The following is a 22926-nucleotide window of genomic DNA, read 5'->3' as shown; positions in this document are numbered from 1 at the left end:
TTAAGTTACTCCACCACACCTGCGCCATTTTTAGCTTGGCACACGTAGATAGACTCTTTCAGCCCAGTCGCAGCTTGATACTGTGCTGCAACCGCCGCTTTTACTGGCTCTACAAGTTCAGGTGGCATAACCGCAACAATACAACCACCAAAACCGCCTCCTGTCATACGAACGCCACCTTGCTCACCGATCACTTGTTTAACGATCTCAACTAAGGTGTCGATCTCTTTGACTGTGATTTCAAAGTCGTCACGCATAGAGGCATGGGATTGTGCCATCAACTCTCCGATGCGCTTCATGTCGTGATTACGCAACGCATCAGCCGCTTCAACCGTTCTGTCGTTTTCGCTGATCACATGGCGCGCACGCTTTGCTACTATCTCATCTAATTCAGACGCCTTAGCATTGAACTGCTCAATAGTGACATCACGCAACGCTTTTACACCAAAGATGCGAGCCGCTTCTTCACATTGCTCACGGCGAGTGTTGTATTCGCTATCGACCAATCCACGTTTTTTGTTCGAGTTAATGATCACCACTGACATGTTTTCAGGCATTGAAACCGCCTGCGTTTCTAGGCTGCGACAATCAAGCAGCATTGCGTGGTTCTCTTTACCTTCAGCAGAAATCATCTGGTCCATAATGCCGCATTTACATCCGACAAATTCGTTCTCAGCTTGCTGACCATTAAGAGCGATCTCAGCCTGAGATATTTCTAGGTTATAAAGCACCTTAAATGTCTGACCAATCACCACTTCAAGCGCTGCTGATGAGCTAAGCCCTGCGCCTTGAGGAACGTTACCGCTGACAGAAATATCCGCGCCACTAAACTCGTAACCGCGTGCGATAAGGTACTTCACTACACCACGAATGTAGTTCGACCACATTTTGTCTTGCTGAAAGGTGATCTCTTGGCTGATATCAAACTCGTCAAGCTCATTGCCATAATCAACCGACACAACTCGAACAATATTGTCGTCACGCTTAGCTGCTGCAACGACAGTTTGGTAATCAATGGCACATGGCAGAACAAAACCATCATTGTAGTCGGTATGCTCACCGATCAAATTAACGCGCCCCGGCGCTTGGATAATGTGGCTTGGTGCATAGCCTAGCGCTTGTTGAAAAGAAGTTTTTACGTTTTGGATTAGATCAGACATAGTAAATTCTCAAACTGTTTAATTCTCTAATAGCGGCTCAATCTAAAACCACGATTATGACGCCTCTTAAATACCTGCAACTTAAATAAGACAGAGGCTACTGTTCTTTGTAGTGAATATCGCTCAAATCACGCAGACGCTGCGCCGCTTGCTCTGCGGTTAAATCACGCTGACTTTCTGCCAGCATTTCGTATCCCACCATAAATTTACGAACCGTTGCGCTGCGCAGCAGTGGCGGATAGAAGAGTGCGTGTAGTTGCCAATGTTCAATATCCGTACCCTGTTCAAAGAAAGGTGCGTAGTGCCAACCCATTGAGTAAGGGAAAGAGCATTGGAATAAGTTGTCATAACGACTGGTAAGTTTTTTGATTGCCACAGCCAAATCATCACGCTGGGTTTCTGTCAGCTCACTCATACGGCGAATATGCGTTTTCGGTAGTAGCATGGTCTCAAATGGCCAAGCCGCCCAGTAAGGGACTAGCGCTACCCAGTGTTCGGTCTCCACTACAATACGCTCGCCATCTTTCAATTCAGCTTGAACATAATCGACCAGTAAATTGGTGCCCTTTTCTTGATAGTAAGCTTTTAGATTTTGTTCTTTGCGCTCAATTTCATTGGGTAGAAAACTGTTCGCCCAAATCTGACCATGCGGATGCGGCTGAGAGCAGCCCATGGCTTCACCCTTGTTCTCAAAAGCTTGCACCCAAACATAGTCTTTACCTAGTTCTTCAATTTGTTCGTTCCAGGTATCGATCACGCCACGAATTTTTTCAACGGCAAGCTCAGGTAAAGTTTTGCTGTGATCTGGGGAGAAACAGATAACCCGGCTCAACCCTGTTACACCCTGAGTTTTAAACAATGGATTTTCTGATTCGGGCGCCTCTGGTGAGTCAGTCATCAAAGCAGCAAAATCATTGTTAAATACATAAGTGCCTTGGTAATCAGGGTTCACATCACCAGAAATACGCTCATTCGTCGGGCATAAAAAACACTTACCGTCATAGCTTGGCAAATCAGCAGTAGATGGGGTTTCATCCGCCCCACTCCATGGACGTTTAGCGCGATGCGGTGAAACTAAAATCCACTGCCCTGTTAGCGGGTTGTAGCGGCGGTGTGGATGATCAACTGGGTTAAACTCAATACTCGACATATTACTTACTCAACTTTTAAAAATACCTTTGTGCATTCGCCAATGAAACTGGAGTGCAACCTTGTTACGTAGGGGAATAGCCGTTAGGGTTTTCTGATTGCCAGCGCCATGTATCGGCTGTCATTTCATCGACACTGCGAGTGGCTTTCCAAGCTAAATCTCGCTGCGCTTTATCTGTACTCGCCCAACATTCAGCAATATCACCTAGGCGACGTGGACAGATTTCGTAAGGAATAGGCGCACCACAAGCTGCACCAAATGCATTCACCATCTCAAGCACACTGGAACCTTTACCCGTACCTAGGTTGTAAACATGTAAGCCCGCTTTATCGCCAACAGATTTTAGCGCTGCAATATGACCATCGGCCAAGTCCATCACATGAATATAGTCACGAACTCCAGTGCCATCTGGTGTTGGGTAGTCATTCCCAAATACCGCTAAAGATTCGCGTCGTCCCACTGCAACTTGAGCAATAAAAGGCATTAAATTGTTTGGGATACCTTGTGGGTCTTCACCCATGGTGCCTGATGGATGAGCCCCCACCGGATTGAAATAACGCAGTAGCGTGATGCTCCAATCACTTTCTGCATTGAAGAGATCACTCAAACATTGCTCGACCATGTATTTACTGCGGCCATAGGGGTTGGTTGTGGCCCCTGTTGGAGAGTCTTCAGTAATTGGCACAGTTTGCGGGTCGCCATACACGGTTGCTGAAGAGCTGAACACAATGCTTTTCACGCCAGCTTTACGCATACAACGCGCCAAGACCAAGGTGCCGTTAACATTGTTATCGTAGTACTCAAGTGGTTTTGTCACCGATTCACCGACCGCTTTAAGTCCAGCGAAATGAATAACGGCGTCGATGTCATGCTGCGCAAACACAGAGTCTAGAAACGCTTCGTCTCGGATATCGCCCATGTGAAACGTTGGCTTTTTACCCGTTAACCCTTCAACGCGGCTCAACACTTGTTGTTTTGAGTTAACTAGATTGTCTACGATAATTGGCTCCATCCCTGCTTCAATCATTTGAACGCAGGTATGACTGCCGATGTATCCCATCCCACCTGTGACTAGAACTTTCACTGTTTGCTCTCCAGATAATCTTGAGCACTAAATACTCAATGCTTGATGTTGGAAAAAGTCTACCAATCAAACCGCATACAGATCCGTGATCAAATTCGCATTGTGTAAACGTTTCCACAAAATCACTCATTAGAAGAGGGAAGATATTAAGCAGAAAATGATTTTAACTATGGGTTTAAAATCCCTTCTAATCCCTGTTTTTATTGGTTTTCTAGCTAACCATCTCTGCTGCTTTACACTCAGGGCAAAGCTGACAACAATTTTTACTAAAAATTAGTACTTCATCAGTGTGTTTGTTTACAATAGAGACCAATAGTTAGATTGCCCGCTCAAAAAGGGATGTAAGAACACATGGCAACACTAAAAGATATTGCAACTGAGGCAGGCGTTTCTTTAGCGACGGTTTCGCGAGTCTTAAACGATGATCCGACACTCAGTGTGAAAGAAGAAACCAAGCACCGCATTCTGGAAATTGCAGAAAAGTTAGAATACAAAACCAGTAGCTCAAAACGTGCTGGACTGGGGAAAAAGCACAATCACCACTTTCTTGCTGTCTACAACTACAAGCAAGAAGCAGAAGTGAATGACCCTTATTATTTGTCGATTCGCCATGGTATTGAGACCCAATGTGACAAACTAGGCATCGAACTAACCAATTGTTATAACAATGAAATTTCTCTTGAAGGCAATAAGGTTACTGGTGTCCTTTTAGTTGGTCGCAGTCATCCAAATGTTTTATCTGAAGTCCAAAAACTCACCGACAATATCTGTTATGTCGATTTCAGTGACGCGAACTGTGAATATGATTCGGTAGACATCGATCTCGTGCGCATTAGCAAAGAAATCACCGATTTTTTCATCGCTCAAGACTATCAACGTATTGGTTTCATCGGCGGTCAAGACGAACCCAATAGTGCCGATATTCGTGAAATTGCCTTTGCAGAATATGGGCAGTTAAAAGGTGTTGTCTCTCTAGATGATATCTACCGCGGTGATTTTACTAGTTCGTCAGGGTATGATTTAGCTAAGGAAATGCTCGCTAAACCGGACTACCCTAACGCACTTTTTATTGCCTCTGATTCAATTGCGATTGGTGTATTGCGTGCGATTCATGAGCATGGCCTTAATATTCCGCAAGACATTTCATTGATTAGTGTTAACGATATTCCAACCGCTAAGTTCACCTTCCCTTCTCTTTCAACAGTAAGAATTCACTCTGAAATGATGGGAATTCAGGGAGTTAACTTACTGATCGAAAAAGCGCGCGATGGACGAGCGCTCCCTTTGCAAGTATACGTCCCAAGTAAACTCAAGCTTCGAGATACTACCAAGAAGTAGTTACCACTGCTAATTACTCACATAAAGCGCTGATTTTCAGCGCTTTTTTATTATCTCCCTTTCCCTACCCCAGTGCTTACTGCTTAGCTTCTACACATTTACTGTTCAATATTCACTCTTTTAAACAGATCACAGCTTTCAGACAATTCAGTCAATAAATCGTGATCAAGTTAAAGTAAAACGTTTTCACAAATTTATTTTAGTAAAACTTTTACTAATATCTTTCCCAGATGCTCAATGAGCAATTATTTCATTACAACGTCGGCATGATCATTCGATCGTTTTAGCCGAGGGAGAGTAAACGTGAACAACTGGGAAAACTTCCTACATCTGCATGAGAACCGTATGGCACCACGTGCTTACTTCTTCTCTTATGACTCAGTGAAAACAGCTCAAACCTTCCAACGCGAACTCAGCAGCCGCTTTATGCTTCTGAGCGGTCAATGGAACTTTAACTTCTTCACTAACCCTCTGTTGGTTCCCGAAGAGTTCTATTCGCAAAAGATGACCCAATGGGGCCAGATTACGGTTCCGAACATGTGGCAAATGGAAGGCCACGGCGACCTTCAGTACACCGACGAAGGTTTCCCATTCCCAATTGATGTGCCATTCGTGCCAACCGATAACCCAACCGGTGCTTACCAACGCACCTTCACCCTAGGTGAGAGCTGGGATAACAAGCAAACGATCATTAAATTTGACGGCGTTGAAACCTACTTCGAACTGTATGTAAACGGTGAGTATGCAGGCTTTAGTAAAGGCAGCCGATTAACCGCTGAATTTGATATTTCTCAGTTCGTTCAGCAAGGTGAAAACCTACTGTCAGTGCGCGTTATGCAGTGGGCAGACTCTACTTATATCGAAGACCAAGATATGTGGTGGACTGCGGGGATCTTCCGTGATGTTTACCTAGTCGGTAAAGAGCAAGTTCACGTACAGGACTTCACTGTTCGCACGGATTTCGCCGAAGATTACCGAGCAGCAACCCTTTCTTGCCAAGTAGAACTGGAAAACTTATCTGACCTACAAGCTTCTGGCTACGCGCTTGACTATGCACTGATGGATAAAGGTCAGGTTGTTGCACAAGGCTCTTGCAGCAACCTGACAATCGATACCTCAACACAAGCTCGCTTTGAGATTGAAATGGATGCGCCAATCCACTGGACGGCAGAAAATCCTTATCTTTACCAACTGGTTCTGACCTTAAAAGACCACCTAGGTAAAACCGTGGAAGTCATTCCGCAACGAGTGGGTTTTCGTGACATTAAGGTGCGCGATGGTCTGTTCTACATCAATAATCAGTATGTGATGCTGCATGGTGTTAACCGTCACGACAACGATCATCTGAAAGGTCGCGCTGTCGGAATGGAGCGTGTGGAAAAAGACTTAGTCTTGATGAAGCAACACAATATCAACTCTGTGCGTACTGCTCACTACCCGAACGACCCACGCTTCTACGAACTGTGTGATATTTACGGCCTATTTGTGATGGCCGAAACGGATGTGGAAACCCACGGTTTTGCTAACGTTGGCGATCTCAGCCGAATCACTAACGACGCAGCATGGGAAGCGGTATTTGTTGATCGAGCGGAACGTCATGTTCATGCCCAAAAAAACCACCCTTCAATCATTATGTGGTCGCTAGGCAATGAGTCAGGCTATGGCTGCAATATTCGCTCGATGTATGAGGCGACCAAAGCGATTGATGACACTCGTCTAGTGCATTACGAAGAAGACCGAGATGCAGAAGTGGTCGACGTGATTTCAACCATGTACTCCCGCGCTCAACTGATGAACTACTTTGGTGAGTTTCCTCACGAGAAGCCACGCATTATCTGTGAATACGCCCACGCAATGGGTAATGGCCCTGGCGGTTTAACTGAGTACCAAAATGTGTTCTACCAACATGATCATATTCAAGGCCACTACGTTTGGGAATGGTGTGATCACGGCATTTTAGCTCGTGATGAAAAAGGACAATCCTTCTACAAATACGGCGGTGATTACGGTGACTATCCGAACAACTACAACTTCTGTATGGATGGTTTGATTTATCCAGATCAAACGCCTGGCCCGGGGCTTAAAGAGTACAAGCAAGTGATTGCGCCAGTGAAAATCCGCGCTGTGGATGAGCAAGCAGGCAAGTTCATTGTTGAAAACAAACTTTGGTTTAGCGATCTCAATGATTACACCATCACCGCCGATATTCGCGCTGAAGGTCAAACACTGCGCAGCGTTCAGTTCAAAGTAGAACAGCTTAGCGCAAACTCAGCGCGTGAAATTCATATCGCCATCCCTGAACTTGATGAGCGTGAAGTCTTCATTAACTTCACGGTACGCAAAGATACGCGCACCCTGTACAGCGCCGCAAACCATGAGATAGCTGTTTACCAATACCAGCTCAAAGAAAGCACGGCGATAGAACCAAACTTCATCAATCAAAATGCGACACCACTTATCGTTGAAGAAAGCCGCCTTAACTACCTGATCTCAGGCAATAACTTTGCACTTAACTTCTCGAAAGTGAATGGCAAGCTGACCTCTTGGATTGTCAATGGCGAAGAGCTGATTCAATCAGAACCTAAACTGAACTTCTTTAAGCCGATGATCGATAACCATAAACAAGAGCACGACGGTCTATGGGAGCCCGCTCACCTGCAAATCATGCAAGAGCATTTCCGCACCCTACACCTTGAGTATCTTGATGGCAAAGTAGAGATCACCGCCACCAGCATCATTGCGCCGCCGGTGTTTGATTTTGGTATGCGCTGCGAATACTGCTACCAAGTGAGTGCTGACGGTCAATTAAACCTAGAACTGAGCGGTGAACGTTACGGCGACTACCCTCATGTCATCCCAGTTATCGGCCTAGACCTTGGCATCAACGGCGAGTTTGACCAAGTGAAATACTACGGTCGTGGTCCTGAAGAAAACTATCAAGATAGCAAGCAGGCAAACCTGATCGATGTTTACCACAGCACAGTTGCCGACATGTTTGAGAACTACCCGTTCCCGCAGAACAACGGCAATCGCCAACAGGTTCGCTGGGCGGCGTTAACCAACCGCAATGGTACTGGTTTGTTAGTGAAGCCAGAGCAAGAGATCAACTTCAGCGCTTGGTTCTACACCAATCAAAACCTACATCAAGCACAGCACACGATTGAGCTAGAAAAGAGCGGTTACATCACCCTCAACTTGGACCATAAATTGATGGGGCTTGGCTCGAACTCTTGGGGTAGCGAAGTGCTCGACTCTTACCGAGTTTATATGGATGAGTTCCGTTATGGGCTGACACTCGTTCCCCTGCAAACAGGGGATTGCAGTGCACAGACAATGGCGCAACACCGCTTTGAACAAGGTTTCTTTACTTCAACTACAGCAAATGAGGCATAACCCATGATCGTGTTAGAGAGCTTAGCGCAATTCAAAGTCGTTTACCGCGATGGCCGCAAGTGGAACCGCTGTATAGAAGCGATTGAAAACATAGCCAATATCAAAGATGGCGTCATGCATTCAATTGGAGATTCATTGGTTTACATGATTGAAGATGGCGTTGCTCGTCATACCGGCACCTTTGAAGGTAACCGACGCTATTTCGATGTTCATTACTACTTAGAAGGAAGAGAAAGCGTCGAATTCGCTGAAAAATCTCAGCTTGAGCGCGCCGATAAGTACCGTGATGAAACGGATCGAGAATACTTCTCTGGTCAAGGTGCGACACGTGAACTCACAGAAGGCCAAGTTGCCATTTTCGACAACAACAATGCCTATCGTTTCCACGGAGATAACCGAGTTCGCAAAGTGGTGCTTAAAGTGACCATCGAAGACGGCTATTTCCTGAATAAATAAATACAACTTACAGGGTCAGCACAACTGACCCAAACAATAACGACTACAACCCCTGAGGTACTAAAGTCACAAAAGCCAGTGACAGCGCTGGACTCTAACGCGGCATAGCCTACTATTCGCGCAGGATGATAGAACGCTCAATAGCAGTGTGACTTTTAGTACCAAAGGAATTGACGTGATTCATCGGAGGACTCTATGTCTGAATCTATGCGTGGCACCATTGGCAAGTTTGCCCTGCTGTCGATGACCTTTGCGGCGGTATTTAACGTCCGTAACATCGTAAACAACAACATTGAATTAGGCTTAAGTTCAGCGCCTATTTTCTTACTCGCAACCATCGTTTACTTCATTCCTTTTGTGTTCATTATTGCCGAGTTTGTTTCGGCCAATAAGAACTCAGAGTCCGGTATGTACGACTGGCTGAAAAAACCGTTAGGCACTAAAGCCGCATACTTAGGTTCTTTCTTATACTGGTTTGTAAACCTGTTCTGGTTTGTCTCTTTACTACCCAACGTGATTGCTTACGCCTCATACGCCATGCTTGGCTACGAGTACACATTCTCACCTATGGTCACATCGATTATTTCGATTGTACTCTTTGCTGCGGCGACTCATATCTCAACTAAAGGTGCGAGCTGGCTAGGTAAGATTTCAGAGATTGTGGCATACGGCGTCTTTGCTCTGTTCGCTATCTATGTCCTTGGCGCGTTAATGGCATTAGGTGGCGGTGAATACACACCAGCTGAACCGATTACCTTAGAAGCGATGAGCCCAACAATTAACTGGGCAACCTTAGGCATTATGTGTTGGATCTTCCAAGCAGCCGGTGGTGCAGAAACCGCAGCCGCTTACCTAAAAGATGTCAAAGGTGGTCAGAAAGCCTTTATCAAGGTCATCATCATGGCAGGTGTTCTGATTGGTGCTATGTATGCGCTTGGCTCACTACTGGTTAACGTTTTTGTCCCTCGCGAAGATCTCACTTACGCAGGTGGTATGGTCGAAATCTTTACCGGTATGGCTCAGTACTTCGAGGTTTCTACCTTAGTGGTTGGCCGCTTTGTTGGGATTATTCTCTTTATCGCAATGTTTGGCTCTATGATGATGTGGACAGCGGCTCCAGTGAAAATCCACTTCTCTGAGATTCCAAAAGGCGTTTACGGTGAGAAAACCACTGAGCTTAATGAGCACGGTGTACCAGTTCGCGCGGCTTGGTGGCAGTTTGCCTTCGTCGTCGTGATGTTGGTTGTGAATGGCTTTGGTTCAGAATCCGTGCAAGACATGATGAACCAAGCAATCAACTTAACCGCTGGTACTGCGATGCTACCACCAATCTTTATCATGGCTGCTTACTTCATCTTCCGCCTTAAACATGATGATACGCCACGTGATTTCCGCATGGGCTCACGCAAGTTTGGTATGGGTGTGGTATCGGTATTGATCACTATCTTTGTGGTAAGTATGACCGCATCAGCCTTCCCTACTGGCGTTGATTTAGTACGTGCCTTCTTCATCAACGTCTTTATGACCGCGGTATTCTCTGGCCTTGCATGGTGGTGGATCTCTCGCTTCGAGAAAAAACAGGCGAGCAAAGAGGTAGAGTTACAGACAGCTAAACAAACCTAGGGTCTGTTGAACACTGTAAAACTAAAGCCCTTACCATCATGGTAAGGGCTTTTTAATATGGCGCTAAGCGCGGTACTGACTCATAAACAAACGGGTGCTTTGCTCTGCCAATACCCTCGCCTCTTGTTTGGTCAGCGAAGATTTCATTCCCAGAACCTGAGGCCAGAAGGCACTGCCTTTAACTAAGCTGTGCAACTGGGTACTCGCCACAACCACGTCCTCAATAATGAGCGTCTGCTGCTCCTTCTGCTCAATTAGCCAGCGAAACAGCGCAGTCTCTTGCTTTGCCATCTTCGCTTCTTGCTCTTTAAGCTCATCCGGCTTATGGAAGAAGTAGCTCAAAGCCACTTTGGCTAGATCAACATAGTGAGGTTCTGTCACAACATTAATCTCGCTTTCAAGCAGTGCGATAAGCTGCTGTTCTAATGTCAGTTCAGCAAGCCCCGCTATTTCATGTTCAGCCATTGAAGTGCGCCACAACTCCGCCAGCAGTTCCATGACGATCGCTTCTTTAGACTCAAAATGGTTGTAAACCGTTCGCTTAGAAACCTCTGCCATCGCAGATAGCTTATCCATACTGGTATTTTGCACACCAAATTCCTGAAAAGCCTGCTTTGCCGCAACCAATATCGCCTCACGTTTGATTTCGCTACGACCTTTTTTTCTAACTTTCATAGAGTTAACGATCCTACCTCATTCTGCTGAGATCTATTTTACACCAAGTAGTTTACTTTAAAAGTAAAGCATGTAAACTACACCGTATAGTTTACTTTAGGATAGTCACTATGAAACGCACATTGTTAGCTACTGTAGGAGCGATAATTATGACCACCTCAATCATCTCTTGTTCTAGTTCAGATAAAGCAGCGGGTAAGCAATACCCAGAGAAGTTTGCCAACACTGAGCTTGAATACAAAAGCGGCTTTGGTGACATCCTGAAGATCGCAAAAGCCTATTTCACAACTGAGCGCCTTAACCCAACGCCAAGCTTTGATTTGCCCGTCCATGCGATGACGACAGAGCAACTTGTCAATGAGCAGCAAGATGTTCTCTACCGCTTAGGCCATTCAAGTATCGCGATGAAGATTGATCAGCAGCTCATCCTGACAGATCCTGTGTTTAGTGACCGAGCATCACCCGTACAATGGGCTGGGCCAAAGCGTTTCCATCAGCCACCGATCTCATTACAAGAATTACCAAGTATTGACGCCGTTCTGATCAGTCATGACCATTATGATCATCTCGACAAAGCGTCGATCAAAACACTGACCGAAAAAGTCACGGTATTTATTGTGCCGCTGAAGATCGGTCAAACCTTGAGAGAATGGAATGTTCCTGAAGAGAAGATAGTGGAGCTTAATTGGTGGGAGTCCCACGTACACAATGGCGTCGAATATGTGCTGACTCCGACCCAACACTTCTCTGGACGTGGACTGACTGATCGCGATGGCACTTTATGGGGAAGCTGGGTGATTAACGGTCAGCAAAATAAAGTATTCTTTAGTGGTGACTCTGGCTACTTCTCAGGATTTAAAGAGATTGGTGACAAATACGGGCCATTTGATTTCACCATGATAGAAACCGGAGCTTACAATAGCTTATGGGCGGACATTCATATGTTCCCTGAGCAAAGTGTTCAGGCGCACATTGATCTTAAAGGTAAGGTGATGATGCCGATTCACAACGGCACCTTTGACCTCGCTATGCACGATTGGAATGAACCTATGCAGCAAGCGATGGAGATTAGTGAAAAGCGCGGTGTCACCATGGTCAGCCCTGAATTTGGACAACGTGTTGAACTCAACGAGCCACTAGAACTCAAACCTTGGTGGAACCTATAAGGACAAACAGGGTGAGTGATCGGGGCCAAACACGGATTAAGGGGAAGTGATGAAACGATCGTATCTCGTCATAGTGTTAGCGATGTTGGCTACTTCTGCAGCTGCCAGCATTCAAAATGATGTAGACCGCTTAATCAGCAAGATTGAGCAATCATCCTGTACTTTTTATCGAAACGGCAAAGCCTATACCCCGACAGAAGCCGCTGAGCACATTAAAAATAAATGGGACTATGCCCAAGATGAGGTCAAAGATATCGAGACCTTCATTAACGAAGTTGCCTCCAAAAGCTGGTTCACAGGTAAACCTTATATGGTCGAATGTGGCACACAACAAATCACAAGTCAGCAATGGTTACTTCAGCTCGCTAAAAGCGACACCACTCAATAATATCATTAGCGCTAAAAGCACCCATGCGGTGCTTTTTCTTTTCCTTGCTCTTACCAATTTCGACCTCTAGGAACAGAAAACCGTCCGATGGGATCAGTTGTTCCGATTTAGCCAAGCTATAGTAAGTACCCATGTAGGTGGCCACCGCATCATTCTCTACAGTTGAATTAATAAGGTTAAATCTGATGATTAAATTAGATTCCCTCGCTCCAATCCTATTCCTAGTGATGTGGAGCAGTGGTGCGGTTATTGTAAAACTTGGATTGCAGTTCTCTTCCGAATGGAGCTTTCTGGCAATACGTGCGGTGATCTCTTTTGTCAGTGTCAGCGTCATTTGTTTGCTTGCTAAATCACTGTTCAATACTCAATTTCATAAACCTAGCAAGGAAGAATTGAAAACCGTCTTGTCGGTCGGTTTGTTGTTACAGGTGTTCTATCTGGCTTTCTATATTCTGGCGATAGCGACAGGCATGTCTCCTGGCTTAGTAACCTTGGTTTTAGGTATCCAACCTTTGATAACCCCCTTACTTGGCAAGCAAAAAATCGGTGCGAGTAAATTTATCTTACTGGGTGTTGGTTTCGTAGGACTCACTATCGCAATTGCTGGTGCGCAAAGCCTTGATAGCATTCAATGGGCTGGAATACTGTTTTCCGTCTTAGCGCTCCTCTCCCTCACTATAGGTACTATCAAGCAAACCAAGGTGACGATGAATTCATTTCAAGCAATGTGGTACCAATGTATTTTATCGAGCCTTGTGTTTATCGCGCTTAGCATGGGCACTGAAGGCTATATTGATTGGCAGCCAGAGTTTGTTTTCTCAGTGTTGTGGATGAGTTTGGTGGTTTCCGTCGGGGCGCTCTTACTGCTGATGTACATGGTAAAACGGGACAGTTCAGATAAAGTCAGCGTACTGTTTTACGCAATCCCCATGCTGACCTATCTGTTTGATCACCTGCTGTTCGGTACAGTGTTAACGCCTTTGACTATGCTAGGAATGACTATCGTCGCCATTTGCATTGTTTTGTATCGTCGTCAGCCGAGACTCAATCGTGGGCGCGATAAGCTTTCGGTGGCAAACCAAAATAACCACTAAAACTACGCGTAAAGGAAGATGGGGTACTAAAGCCCACTTCCTCTGCAATCCGGCTAATCGGCATATCGGTGTTGATCAGCAAAGTACGCGCTTTTTCCATACGTAGCTTAGCTAGATACTTAAGTGGGGAAAGCTGTACTTCTTTGCTAAATAAGTGTTTAAACTGAGTCGCACTTAAGCAGGCAACCTGAGCGAGCTCGTCAATTGAGTGATTCTTAGCGATGTCTTGATGAAGGTACTGGATACTGTTTTTGATCCTCATATCCATTTTGCTAATAGAACATTGGCGAGCTAATAATTCAAACAGGAGCGACAACATGTTCTCTTCCAACTCACCGGAAATGTCTTGCTCAAGCTGCTTCTCAATAAAACCAAGATACTGGTGCGTTGCTTCATCCAGCGCCAGAATTGGATACTCTAGTTCTAGTAATGGACTTGGTAGCTCGTTGACATCAATCACCAAAAAGCGAAAGTCCTCACGAGCACGAAACTCATGGTAGCAACCGGATAAAATCACCACACAATCGCCATAAGAGACTGTCGCCGCCTGTCCATCTAACGTCAAATCAATATAGCCACGTAAAGGCAGCAACACCTGATGATGGCTATGACTATGTCCATTCGAGGAGCGGCTATAAGCTCGCACTGTTATCTTACCACTCAAAGCTTCTTCCTGAATTTAAACAAGTGGATAGTCACTCTATCATAGCCTGTCAGGTAAGCGGCAACGGCAAGCTTAGAATCCTTGTCTAAACGGCTTCAATACTTAGCAGTAAACAAGCTTCTGGGTCTAAGATAGGTAAACTGAGTCCAAGTGTCGCTAACCAATCGCCATTCACGACTAAAGGCTCCCCTTCCCACCAGCCATCACTTGGCTTCATCAATTGCGCACTTGATTGTGGATAGTCGACTAACGTGACTTTGTAATCTCGTGCACGATCAAGGTGCTCAAGGATAAGTGGTTCTGGCAGTGCATAGTCCGGCATCGCTTTTTGGCACACGGTGATTAACGTTTGTTGAGCTTTTGTCACCCCATAGGCCAAACGAGTATCATCAGCACTATCTAGATAGAACACCTCACCACTATGAAGCAACTCGCGATAGTGTTTATACAGAGCAATATACTTAGCAAAAGCTTGCTTCTCTTGTTCGCTTTCTTTGACTGGATCGAGTTCCACCCCCATATGACCACTCAGCGCCGTTAAACCGCGTAGGTTGATATCATGGGTTCGTCTTGTCGTGTGGCTATGATAAGGCCCGATATGAGCCCCCATCACTTCTGGTGGGAAAAAGATCCCCATGTGCTTTTGGATTGTTTGACGCTCTAACGCATCATTACAGTCTGAAGTCCAGAAACGGCACGTGCGCTTTAGGATCTCATAATCAATTCGCCCACCACCTGATGAACATGACTCAATTTCGACCTCGGGATGCACCGCGACCAACTTATCAATCAATCGGTATAAAGCCTGAGTTTGCCCATGTACCGCACCTTTGCCTTGATGAGTCGCTTGAACTAGCTCTCGGTTCATGTCCCACTTTACGTAACCAATATTGTGCTCACGTAGCAAGTCATCCAAACAGTTAAACAGGTAATCAAAGCAATCTTGGTTTTGCAGGTTCAGAACATATTGATAACGGCCTGTCGGCTGCGCGTAGCCCTCAGCGGCCAGCAACCATTCTGGGTGAGCACGAAACAGATCCGAATCAGGATTGACCATTTCAGGTTCAACCCAAATGCCAAACTCCATCCCAAGCGCGTTAACGTGTTCAATAACAGGAGTTAAACCGTTCGGGTATTTTGTCGCATCAAGCGTCCAATCACCCAGAGACGACTTATCATCATTGCGACCTTTAAACCAACCATCATCAATAATAAATCGTTCGACACCAATGCTTGCTGCTTGGGTCGCCATTTCACAAATATACTCTGGGTCATGGTCAAAGTAGATACCTTCCCAAGTGTTGAGATGAACAGGACGTACCTTATCCTGATCAAACGGTATTACCTGCTCGCGTACATAGCGGTGACTCACTTTACGAATACCATTTATCCCTTTTGGACTATAGGTAGCCAAAAGCTCTGGCGTGGTATAGCTCTCCCCTTGCGGTAAAATCACTTCACCCGGAATTAGCCACTCTCCTGCCTGTAGCAATCGGCGGCCATCGCTTTTCACATCGGCGCGCCACTGATGGTTTCCGCTCCATGCAAGATGAAAGCCCCATACTTCGCCCGTTTGATCACTAAAACCCGACGACCCTAATAAACAGCCTGGAAAGTACTCATGAGAAGTACGGCCCCGACGGTTTTCGATCACCCATGAACCATGCGCTATTGACTGGCGCTGCGCCTGAAACTCACGGCTCCAACGACCATGATAACTTTCCAGCTCTGACGCTCGGTATGGTACTGGAAGAGTCAAAGCTAGTTTATTTAAGCTGTAATCGTCAGCAGCTAAATTGGTGAGTGTTAATCGCTTACTCAAGACGCCGGATTTGTCCAGTTTAAGGTGTATCGCTAATGCGAGTTGAGCTTGTTGGTCTTGGCACACGATATCCACTTGGCTGCCTGATTGTGAGTGCGAAACATAATCTAGCCTTGGCATACTCGCCAAGCCTTCGCGATGACCTTCTATGCCTGACGAGCCAAAACTGCCACGTCCTAATTCAGGACATAGAGTTAAAGGAACATCATGATCCAAACGAGCTTGAGGCACAGCACGCTGCTGACTGCTCATCAGATTGGTGAACTGTGTGTCATTAATCTGCGTAATGTTTTTGCCCCAATAAATGACTTCAGGTGCCGGTGACAGTTTGATCACCACTGAGACATGCTCGCTATGGAGCTGAACAAATGGGTTCATTTCTTTATTCCTTTAAAAGCTCAAGGCCACTTGGTAGCGGTAGCGTCGATCATTCAGTAAGTACTCTTTGTGTACGCTTGGGGTCCAAGAATCATCGCCACCGACTCCCATATGGAAACCATCAATCCGAACAAAAATAGTGTCTTGCTTCATCAGTTCATTGGTGTGTTTTGCCATCGCGAGGTTAGCTTGACTAAACTCACTCACCGCAAAATGGAAGTCACCCCGAACGCTCAGTTCGCCAATCTGTGCTTCTAACACATTGCAGCGCAGACCGTTTTCTGAAGGGAAGATGTAATCGGTGTGCATCTGCCTAACGGAGGATTGATAACGACCTATATGCGCCGATTCTTTTCTATCAGGATAATTCTCGTGAGGCCCGCGACCAAACCAGCTCACTGGCTCTTGGTGCTCACTCACTCCGTGATCATATAGTGATAATTCAAGACCAATCCGAGGTAGTGGAGGAAGGGCATTGGCCAGTTCAACATCGACATCGATGGTCACTTCACCATCTTGAGTCACCAGATAACGCCACATGGATACAATCAGGACTCTACCCTGTTGAAGATAGGCCGATTTGGTGGTGACTTGTAAGCCAGATTTGGTTTCATTCCATTCAAAATCAATTGCTTCACGCTCTAAGGAGTCTAACTCTATCGACTGCCAGCGAGCGAACCAAGAATTGGGATCTAACCGGTCAGCCTCACTGGTTCCAATATCATTATCGAGCGGCGCGCGATAAAAGTTATCCATGATTGGCAGGGTAAGCTTTTCGTTGTCATTGACCTTCCAGCTCGAAATCGCACCAAGGCGTTTGTCGAACTCAAGCGCAAAAAGATCACTGTAGACCAAAAGCTTTTCAGCGCTATCAGAGATGTTCGCTTGCCAAGTTGGTTTCGGATCTGGCAGCACCAACTCTGGCTCTGAGCTCAGTTCAAACTGTTCAGTGGCAGTAACATGCCCAGCTTCAGACCATGGAGTCGCTTTGCTCAGTACCACAGTTAAATTCAAGTGATATCGAGCGCCTGATTTTTCACGCAAAGCGGTATTTTCCAGTACCAACTCAGCGCTTTGCTGCGCTTCTAAAACAAGCTCTACTTCACCTTCATCCACAACAACGCCATCTTCAAGAACCTGCCACTGCAGGCTTTCTCCTTGGCTTGAAGTGAATAAGTTTTCGCTGGTCATTTTCACTGTTAAAGGGGCTTGCTCTACAAGAGTGAACTGGTAGAACTGCTGAGCTTTTTTCACTTCATGTAGAGTGGGATGCACACTACGATCAGGAAAAATCAACCCATTGATACAGAACTGACGATCATTAATCTCATCACCAAAATCCCCACCATAAGCCCAGTATTGATTACCTTGCTCGTCGACCTTGGTTAGCCCTTGATCAACCCAATCCCAAATAAAGCCACCTTGTAGGCGCGGATGATCGCGAAACGCCTGCCAATACTCGCTGAAGCTGCCTAAGCTATTTCCCATCGCATGCGCGTATTCACACAATATCAGTGGGCGTTGCTCATCAGGCAGCGCGATGGACTTTTTAATTCCAACTCTTGGCGTCACATGAGGTTGATGAGCAACGACAGGTAAATCCCAATCCACTCTGGCGTACATTGGGCAAATAATGTCAGTGGCAGCTGTCATTGCACCGCCACCTTCATACTGAATAGGGCGTGATGGGTCACGCTGCTTCACCCATTGGTACATCGCATGATGGTTATTGCCTATCCCTGACTCATTACCTAACGACCAGATAATGATAGAAGGATGGTTTTTATCGCGTTCAACTAAGCGCGTTATTCTGCGCATGTAAGCATTGAGCCACTCACTGTCATCGGATAGACGACACATCGGAAACTGACCATGAGTTTCAATATTGGCTTCATCGACCAGATACAGCCCATATTCATCACAGAGCTGGTACCACATCGGGTGATTGGGGTAATGGGCGGTGCGCACTGCATTAAAGTTGTTTTGCTTAAGCAATTTGATATCGCGAATCATATCTTCGCGCGTCATCACATGGCCAAGTTCTGGATGGTGCTCATGACGATTAACACCGCGAATCAGTAGCGGTTTACCATTGAGTTTTAGCTGACCTTGGCTGATTTCGACGTGTCTAAAACCAACATCATAGCTCTCACAATCCACCAGCGAGCCTTGCTCGTCAATTAAACTGACGACCACTTGATACAGTGTTGGCGACTCTGCGCTCCATAGATCTGGGGCTTGAATCGATAGACTGTGATTAACTTTATCGCACCAAGGCCCTTTCTCATCGACAAATTCCAGACCTGCTTGAGAGCTTTGCTGAGCAACCATTTTCTGCTGGGCATCAAACAAGCTGACACACACCTGATAAGGGAGGTTCTTTTTCGATAGCGTCGTGACCACTTTTAGCTCAGCATCGCGATAAGCCTTATCTAGCTGCGTGACGACTTGGACATCTTTGATATGAATGGCAGGTTTCGTTAACAGGGTAACATCACGAAAGATACCGCTTAGCCACCACATATCTTGGTCTTCAAGGTATGAGCCGTCACTCCAACGCATCACCATGACTGTGAGTTGATTCTCGCCATCGATGAGAAAGTCTGACAGGTCGAACTCCGCCGCAAGTCGAGAGTCTTGTGAGTAACCTACCCATTGATCGTTACACCATAGATGGAAAGCACTATTCACCCCATCAAAGGTGACCGTTGTTTGCCCTTGCTTTGGCGTAAACTGGAAGCGAGTTCGGTAAACACCCGTTGGATTATCTTCAGGAACTTTTGGTGGTGTATCCGCAAATGGATACTTTACGTTGGTGTAGATTGGCTTATCAAAGCCTTGCAGTTGCCAGTTACTCGGAACCGCTATTTGACTCCAGTTGCTGTCATCAAAACTCTTACTCACACATTCAGGTGGCACATTGTCTGGTCTATCGAACAGAGCAAACTGCCACTGACCGTTCAAGCTAAGTTGATTGCTTGAAGGCGTTTTATTCAATGCGTTTTGTTCGCTTGAATAAGCATGAAGAGGCGCGTGCGCAGGCATCACATTGTGGTGAACCACATGCTGATTTTCCCATTCGCGCGCCGCTATGACTTGGGTAAAAGTTCTCATCACAGCACCCTTTAGATAAGAGGAAAAAGAGCGCCCCTTGTTGGTAAGGAAACGCTCAAGATTGGACACATCAATCTCATCTTGATTGATGTCCTCCTCTGCTTATCGCTGGCATGGTAAACAGGGAACGACAGCGATAAACAAAGGAAGAACAGTTTGATTTATTTAAAAGTACGCTTACGAACTTTTTCCAGCTTCTTCAGAATCTTATCGAGACGCTCGGGCTTAACCATAAACTCTTGGAAACCTTTCATGCCTTCTTTTGCCATGGCAGGATCCGTATCGCGATCATAGAACTGAGCAGTACCTTCGGCAGACGCTAGCATAGCAACACCCTTATTAAGGAACGGGTCGTCAGCCGCTTGCGCTTTGTTGTTGGTTGGGATCTGTAGGATAGATTCGTTAATTAACTGCTGAATCTCAGCCTGTGCGACAAACTCAAGGAATTTACGCGCGTCAGCTTTATTCTTCGCCTTGCTTGGAATATGAATCGTATCCATTGGCGCATCTTCAGCGACTGGTACTGCAGGGTCGATAACAGGGAACTGGAAGAAGCCCATGTTATCTTTCATCTCTGCTGGGAAGTTTGGCGTAATAAAGTTACCAATCAGATACATTGCCGCCTGACCGTTATATAGGAACGGCTGCGCTTCCTGCCATGAGTACGACGCGTGATTTTCTAGGAAGTAACCCGGCTCAACAAGCTCTGCCCAGTTAGCAAAAGTTTTCTTAACACGCTCATCGGTGTAAGGGATTTTGCCGTCCATTAGATCGATATGGAAAGCTAAGCCATTAGTTCGTAGGTTGATGTAATCGAACCACCCTGCTGCTGTCCAAAGGTATTTAGTACCGATAGCAAACGGCGCAACGTTATTTTGTTTAAGCGTTGCAGAGGCAGCTTTTAGCTCTTCCCAAGTTTTAGGCTCTGCAATGCCATATTTTTCGAACAGGTCTTTGCGGTAGTAAACGCCCCATTGGTAGTAAGTGTAAGGCACACCATATTGCTTACCATTGACCGTCATTGCTGGCGCTGCCGCTGCAAAGTCCTGAGTCATGTTGTTTTCTGCCCAGATATCGCTCACATCTTCAAAAAGACCACGATCGACGAACGTTTTCATACGGTTGCCCGCATACCAGAACACGACATCTGGTGGCGATGTCACCAACCAGTTACGAATCGTCGTCTTGTAGGCTTCTTTATCGTAAAGGTTGTACTCAACGGTAATGTCTGGGTTCTCTGCTTCAAAGCGCTTCACAATCTCTTGCCAAGCAGCTTTAGGAGCTGGGTCCGCTTGGTCAGAGTTAATGACCAGTGTGCCCGCCCATGCGGTGGTAGATAATGTTGCCCCGAGAATTGCGGAAGCAGCAAGATGTTTCACGTATTTCATATTCAGGTCCTTGTTAGTGAGCTTATGCTCATGGGTCCAATTGTTATATTTATTTACTGCATAAAAGAGCGAGCCAACCTGTGAGGGATATAGTTGGCTTGCTGTGAAAACTAACCTTTTGTCGCGCCGAGTGTTAAGCCGGCAATAAAGTGGCGCTGCATGGTAAAGAACAACACAACAGGTGGAATCGCTGCGACGATGGCACCAGCAGAGATAAACTGCCAAGATGCTAGCCATTGGCCTTTGAGTGAGCTCAGGCCCGCGGTAACCGGACGCACTTCATCGCTCTGCACCAGAACCAATGCCCAGAAGTAGTCGTTCCAGATAAAGGTGAATACAAGTACCGCAAGCGCAGCTAATGCAGGGCGTACGAGTGGCAGTACGACATGCCAAAAGATCTTCCATTCGGTTACCCCTTCAACACGCGCAGCTTCGATCAAGGCATCGGGAATTCCGACAATAAAGTTACGCATGAACAGAGTACAAAAACCGGCTTGAAACGCGACGTGGAAGAAAATCAGCGCCCAGTGGGTATCGTATAAACCAAAGCTGATCGTTAGGTCACGTACCGGAATCATTAGAATCTGGAAAGGCACAAAGTTGCCCGCAATAAACATCGCAAAAATCCAGATATTGGCTTTGAACTTGTATTTAGCTAACGCAAATCCTGCCAAAGTAGATAGAGCCACCGCTCCAGCAACAGCCGGTAAGGTAATCAATAAACTGTTAATCAGGTATTGGCCCATAGACGTCGAGGTAAACACCTGAGTGTAGTTTTCCACGAACTGGAATTCGCTCGGCCAACCCCAGTAGTTACCTGTGTTGATATCTTCAATACCGCGGATTGAGGTCATCATTACGGCGATCAGAGGCAATAACCACATCACAATAGAAATTGGCAATGCCACGCGATAGCTAATGTTGGTAAAGCGTCCTGCTTTTTGAATCGGTTGTGGGTACATTATTTTTCACTCCTCAACATACGCCATAAGAAGTAAGCGATATACACGTCCATGATGAGGAACAACACAACAGAAACCGATGCGCCATAACCCATTCGATAGTTAAAGATCGACTCTTCATACATTTGATAAGCCAGTACCGTCGAGCTGCCCCAAGGACCGCCTGCTGTCATGGTTGCGACTAAGTCAAAAGAACGCAGAGCGCCAATCACGGTCACAACGATGGCAATAAAGGTCGCCGGACGTAGCTGAGGGATCACCACGTACCAAAGCATGCGCCATTTTTTCGCCCCATCAAGACGCGCGGCTTCAATCTGCTCTGGGTCGAGGTTGTTCAAACCTGTAAGGTACAAAATCATGCAGTAAGAAATTTGCGGCCACAGACCGGCAGCAATGATGCCGTAGGTAACGTAGTCTTCATTAGCAAGAATCGAAATTGGCTCTACACCAAATGACCCCAGCACCATGTTAAACAAGCCAAACGATGGATCGTAGAACCACGCGAACACCAAACCGACCACTACTTGTGAAATAACAAAAGGGAAGAAGAAAAGTGACTTCACCACTCGGATTCCTTTTACCTGCTGATTAAGGAACAAAGCGATAGCAAGACCGATTGGTGGGGCTAACATAAAGAAGACTAGCCACAAGGTATTGTTCTTAAGAGAGGTATAGAAAGCTTCAGAGTCAAACAGCTCGCGATAGTTATCTAAACCTACCCATACCTTCTCTCCTAAACCATCCCACTCGTAAAAACTAAGCCAGATACTGTCTAGAATTGGATAGATGACATAAATAGCGAAGATCGCCATTGCTGGGGCTAAAAATAACCACGGTGAGAGCTTTGCGCTTACCCTTGCTTTACGCCTTGCGGAAGGAAGACGATTTTCTGGGTATATCGTTTTCACAGATTGCTCCATTTTGTGTGACTCCTTGTCACATCTTCCGGTTTATGAACGTTTCAAACACTTTAGTAAAAGTAGAAGAAAAGTGACCAAAAGATGAAGTTTTATCTAATCTACACTCATATATTAATAACTCTGATGATTTAATACACACCAACAAATCAAT

General features: G+C 45.9%; 18 protein-coding genes. 7 read left to right on the top strand and 11 right to left on the bottom strand.

The features are described 5' to 3' along the window. Positions 1-5: 5 nt before the first annotated feature. The 3 genes from galK to galE form a co-directional block, all read right to left on the bottom strand. Positions 6-1160: a galactokinase gene (gene galK / locus LYZ37_RS03090; protein WP_272786413.1), complete on the bottom strand. Its 1155-nt coding sequence runs from the start codon at positions 1158-1160 to the stop codon at positions 6-8. Positions 1161-1257: 97 nt separating this feature from the next. Continuing rightward, positions 1258-2310 (bottom strand): UDP-glucose--hexose-1-phosphate uridylyltransferase, encoded by a 1053-nt coding sequence (locus tag LYZ37_RS03085; protein WP_272786412.1) that lies wholly within the window; start codon positions 2308-2310, stop codon positions 1258-1260. A 64-nt stretch (positions 2311-2374) separates the two neighbouring features. Next, positions 2375-3394 carry a UDP-glucose 4-epimerase GalE gene (gene galE, locus LYZ37_RS03080; RefSeq protein WP_272786411.1) on the bottom strand — a complete coding sequence of 340 codons (1020 nt, stop codon included), beginning with the start codon at positions 3392-3394 and terminating at the stop codon, positions 2375-2377. A 351-nt stretch (positions 3395-3745) separates the two neighbouring features. Here galE and ebgR point away from each other — a divergent pair, with 351 nt between their 5' ends. The 4 genes from ebgR to LYZ37_RS03060 all read left to right on the top strand — a co-directional run bounded on the left by ebgR (position 3746) and on the right by LYZ37_RS03060 (position 10204). Next, on the top strand, positions 3746-4732 hold the full coding sequence (ebgR, locus tag LYZ37_RS03075) for a transcriptional regulator EbgR (RefSeq protein WP_004747873.1): 987 nt from the start codon (positions 3746-3748) through the stop codon (positions 4730-4732). 303 nt (positions 4733-5035) lie between these two features. Next, positions 5036-8125, top strand: coding sequence for a beta-galactosidase subunit alpha (ebgA, locus tag LYZ37_RS03070; protein ID WP_272786409.1), 3090 nt, complete (start codon positions 5036-5038; stop codon positions 8123-8125). 3 nt (positions 8126-8128) lie between these two features. Next, positions 8129-8581 (top strand): beta-galactosidase subunit beta, encoded by a 453-nt coding sequence (locus tag LYZ37_RS03065; RefSeq protein ID WP_272786408.1) that lies wholly within the window; start codon positions 8129-8131, stop codon positions 8579-8581. A gap of 195 nt (positions 8582-8776) precedes the next feature. Beyond that, entirely contained in the window at positions 8777-10204 is a 1428-nt protein-coding gene (locus LYZ37_RS03060) for an amino acid permease (protein ID WP_272786406.1), read from the top strand. A 63-nt stretch (positions 10205-10267) separates the two neighbouring features. On the opposite strand, the gene LYZ37_RS03055 is transcribed toward LYZ37_RS03060, so the two are convergent. Further along, positions 10268-10879 (bottom strand): TetR/AcrR family transcriptional regulator, encoded by a 612-nt coding sequence (locus LYZ37_RS03055; RefSeq protein WP_272786405.1) that lies wholly within the window; start codon positions 10877-10879, stop codon positions 10268-10270. 149 nt (positions 10880-11028) lie between these two features. Between LYZ37_RS03055 and LYZ37_RS03050 the strand changes: the two genes are divergently transcribed. Together LYZ37_RS03050 and LYZ37_RS03045 are read left to right on the top strand one after the other, a co-directional pair. Then, a complete protein-coding gene (locus tag LYZ37_RS03050) occupies positions 11029-12045 on the top strand; it encodes an MBL fold metallo-hydrolase (RefSeq protein WP_272786404.1) in 1017 nt (338 codons plus the stop codon). 49 nt (positions 12046-12094) lie between these two features. Next, positions 12095-12433 carry a DUF5329 family protein gene (locus LYZ37_RS03045; protein WP_272786402.1) on the top strand — a complete coding sequence of 113 codons (339 nt, stop codon included), beginning with the start codon at positions 12095-12097 and terminating at the stop codon, positions 12431-12433. Here the strand turns inward: LYZ37_RS03045 and LYZ37_RS03040 are convergent. Continuing rightward, positions 12411-12578 (bottom strand): hypothetical protein, encoded by a 168-nt coding sequence (locus LYZ37_RS03040; protein WP_272786401.1) that lies wholly within the window; start codon positions 12576-12578, stop codon positions 12411-12413. The genes LYZ37_RS03045 and LYZ37_RS03040 overlap by 23 nt on opposite strands. A 40-nt stretch (positions 12579-12618) precedes the next feature. Between LYZ37_RS03040 and LYZ37_RS03035 the strand changes: the two genes are divergently transcribed. After that, positions 12619-13527 (top strand): DMT family transporter, encoded by a 909-nt coding sequence (locus LYZ37_RS03035; protein ID WP_272786400.1) that lies wholly within the window; start codon positions 12619-12621, stop codon positions 13525-13527. Here the strand turns inward: LYZ37_RS03035 and LYZ37_RS03030 are convergent. The 6 genes from LYZ37_RS03030 to LYZ37_RS03005 form a co-directional block, all read right to left on the bottom strand. After that, positions 13478-14191, bottom strand: coding sequence for a helix-turn-helix domain-containing protein (locus LYZ37_RS03030; protein WP_272786399.1), 714 nt, complete (start codon positions 14189-14191; stop codon positions 13478-13480). The two genes, LYZ37_RS03035 and LYZ37_RS03030, sit on opposite strands and share 50 nt — an antisense overlap. Positions 14192-14276: 85 nt before the next feature. Continuing rightward, on the bottom strand, positions 14277-16391 hold the full coding sequence (locus LYZ37_RS03025; protein ID WP_272786398.1) for an alpha-galactosidase: 2115 nt from the start codon (positions 16389-16391) through the stop codon (positions 14277-14279). A gap of 12 nt (positions 16392-16403) precedes the next feature. Beyond that, the gene (locus LYZ37_RS03020; RefSeq protein ID WP_272786396.1) at positions 16404-19505 is read right to left on the bottom strand and encodes a beta-galactosidase; all 3102 of its coding nucleotides are present in this window, start codon (positions 19503-19505) and stop codon (positions 16404-16406) included. A gap of 161 nt (positions 19506-19666) precedes the next feature. Beyond that, positions 19667-20893 carry an ABC transporter substrate-binding protein gene (locus LYZ37_RS03015; RefSeq protein ID WP_239826440.1) on the bottom strand — a complete coding sequence of 409 codons (1227 nt, stop codon included), beginning with the start codon at positions 20891-20893 and terminating at the stop codon, positions 19667-19669. Between the two features lie 110 nt (positions 20894-21003). Next, complete coding sequence (locus tag LYZ37_RS03010) at positions 21004-21855, bottom strand: carbohydrate ABC transporter permease (protein WP_171322120.1); 852 nt, start codon at positions 21853-21855, stop codon at positions 21004-21006. Further along, positions 21855-22667 carry a carbohydrate ABC transporter permease gene (locus LYZ37_RS03005; protein ID WP_417801472.1) on the bottom strand — a complete coding sequence of 271 codons (813 nt, stop codon included), beginning with the start codon at positions 22665-22667 and terminating at the stop codon, positions 21855-21857. Before LYZ37_RS03005 ends, LYZ37_RS03010 begins: the two co-directional genes overlap by 1 nt. Between the last annotated feature and the right edge of the window lie 259 nt (positions 22668-22926).

The organism is Vibrio tubiashii, from assembly GCF_028551255.1.
Classification (GTDB): Bacteria; Pseudomonadota; Gammaproteobacteria; order Enterobacterales; family Vibrionaceae; genus Vibrio; species Vibrio tubiashii_B.
This window is presented reverse-complemented; position numbering and strand designations above follow the sequence as displayed.

Coding starts and splice junctions, on each gene's coding strand:
- LYZ37_RS03015 (WP_239826440.1), bottom strand. CDS start 20,893: ATGAAATACGTGAAACATCTTGCTGCTTCCGCAATTCTCGGGGCAACA.
- LYZ37_RS03050 (WP_272786404.1), top strand. CDS start 11,029: ATGACCACCTCAATCATCTCTTGTTCTAGTTCAGATAAAGCAGCGGGT.
- galK (WP_272786413.1), bottom strand. CDS start 1,160: ATGTCTGATCTAATCCAAAACGTAAAAACTTCTTTTCAACAAGCGCTA.
- LYZ37_RS03035 (WP_272786400.1), top strand. CDS start 12,619: ATGATTAAATTAGATTCCCTCGCTCCAATCCTATTCCTAGTGATGTGG.
- LYZ37_RS03025 (WP_272786398.1), bottom strand. CDS start 16,391: ATGAACCCATTTGTTCAGCTCCATAGCGAGCATGTCTCAGTGGTGATC.
- ebgR (WP_004747873.1), top strand. CDS start 3,746: ATGGCAACACTAAAAGATATTGCAACTGAGGCAGGCGTTTCTTTAGCG.
- LYZ37_RS03005 (WP_417801472.1), bottom strand. CDS start 22,667: ATGGCGATCTTCGCTATTTATGTCATCTATCCAATTCTAGACAGTATC.
- LYZ37_RS03010 (WP_171322120.1), bottom strand. CDS start 21,855: ATGTACCCACAACCGATTCAAAAAGCAGGACGCTTTACCAACATTAGC.
- LYZ37_RS03060 (WP_272786406.1), top strand. CDS start 8,777: ATGTCTGAATCTATGCGTGGCACCATTGGCAAGTTTGCCCTGCTGTCG.
- LYZ37_RS03085 (WP_272786412.1), bottom strand. CDS start 2,310: ATGTCGAGTATTGAGTTTAACCCAGTTGATCATCCACACCGCCGCTAC.
- LYZ37_RS03055 (WP_272786405.1), bottom strand. CDS start 10,879: ATGAAAGTTAGAAAAAAAGGTCGTAGCGAAATCAAACGTGAGGCGATA.
- LYZ37_RS03020 (WP_272786396.1), bottom strand. CDS start 19,505: ATGAGAACTTTTACCCAAGTCATAGCGGCGCGCGAATGGGAAAATCAG.
- LYZ37_RS03065 (WP_272786408.1), top strand. CDS start 8,129: ATGATCGTGTTAGAGAGCTTAGCGCAATTCAAAGTCGTTTACCGCGAT.
- LYZ37_RS03045 (WP_272786402.1), top strand. CDS start 12,095: ATGAAACGATCGTATCTCGTCATAGTGTTAGCGATGTTGGCTACTTCT.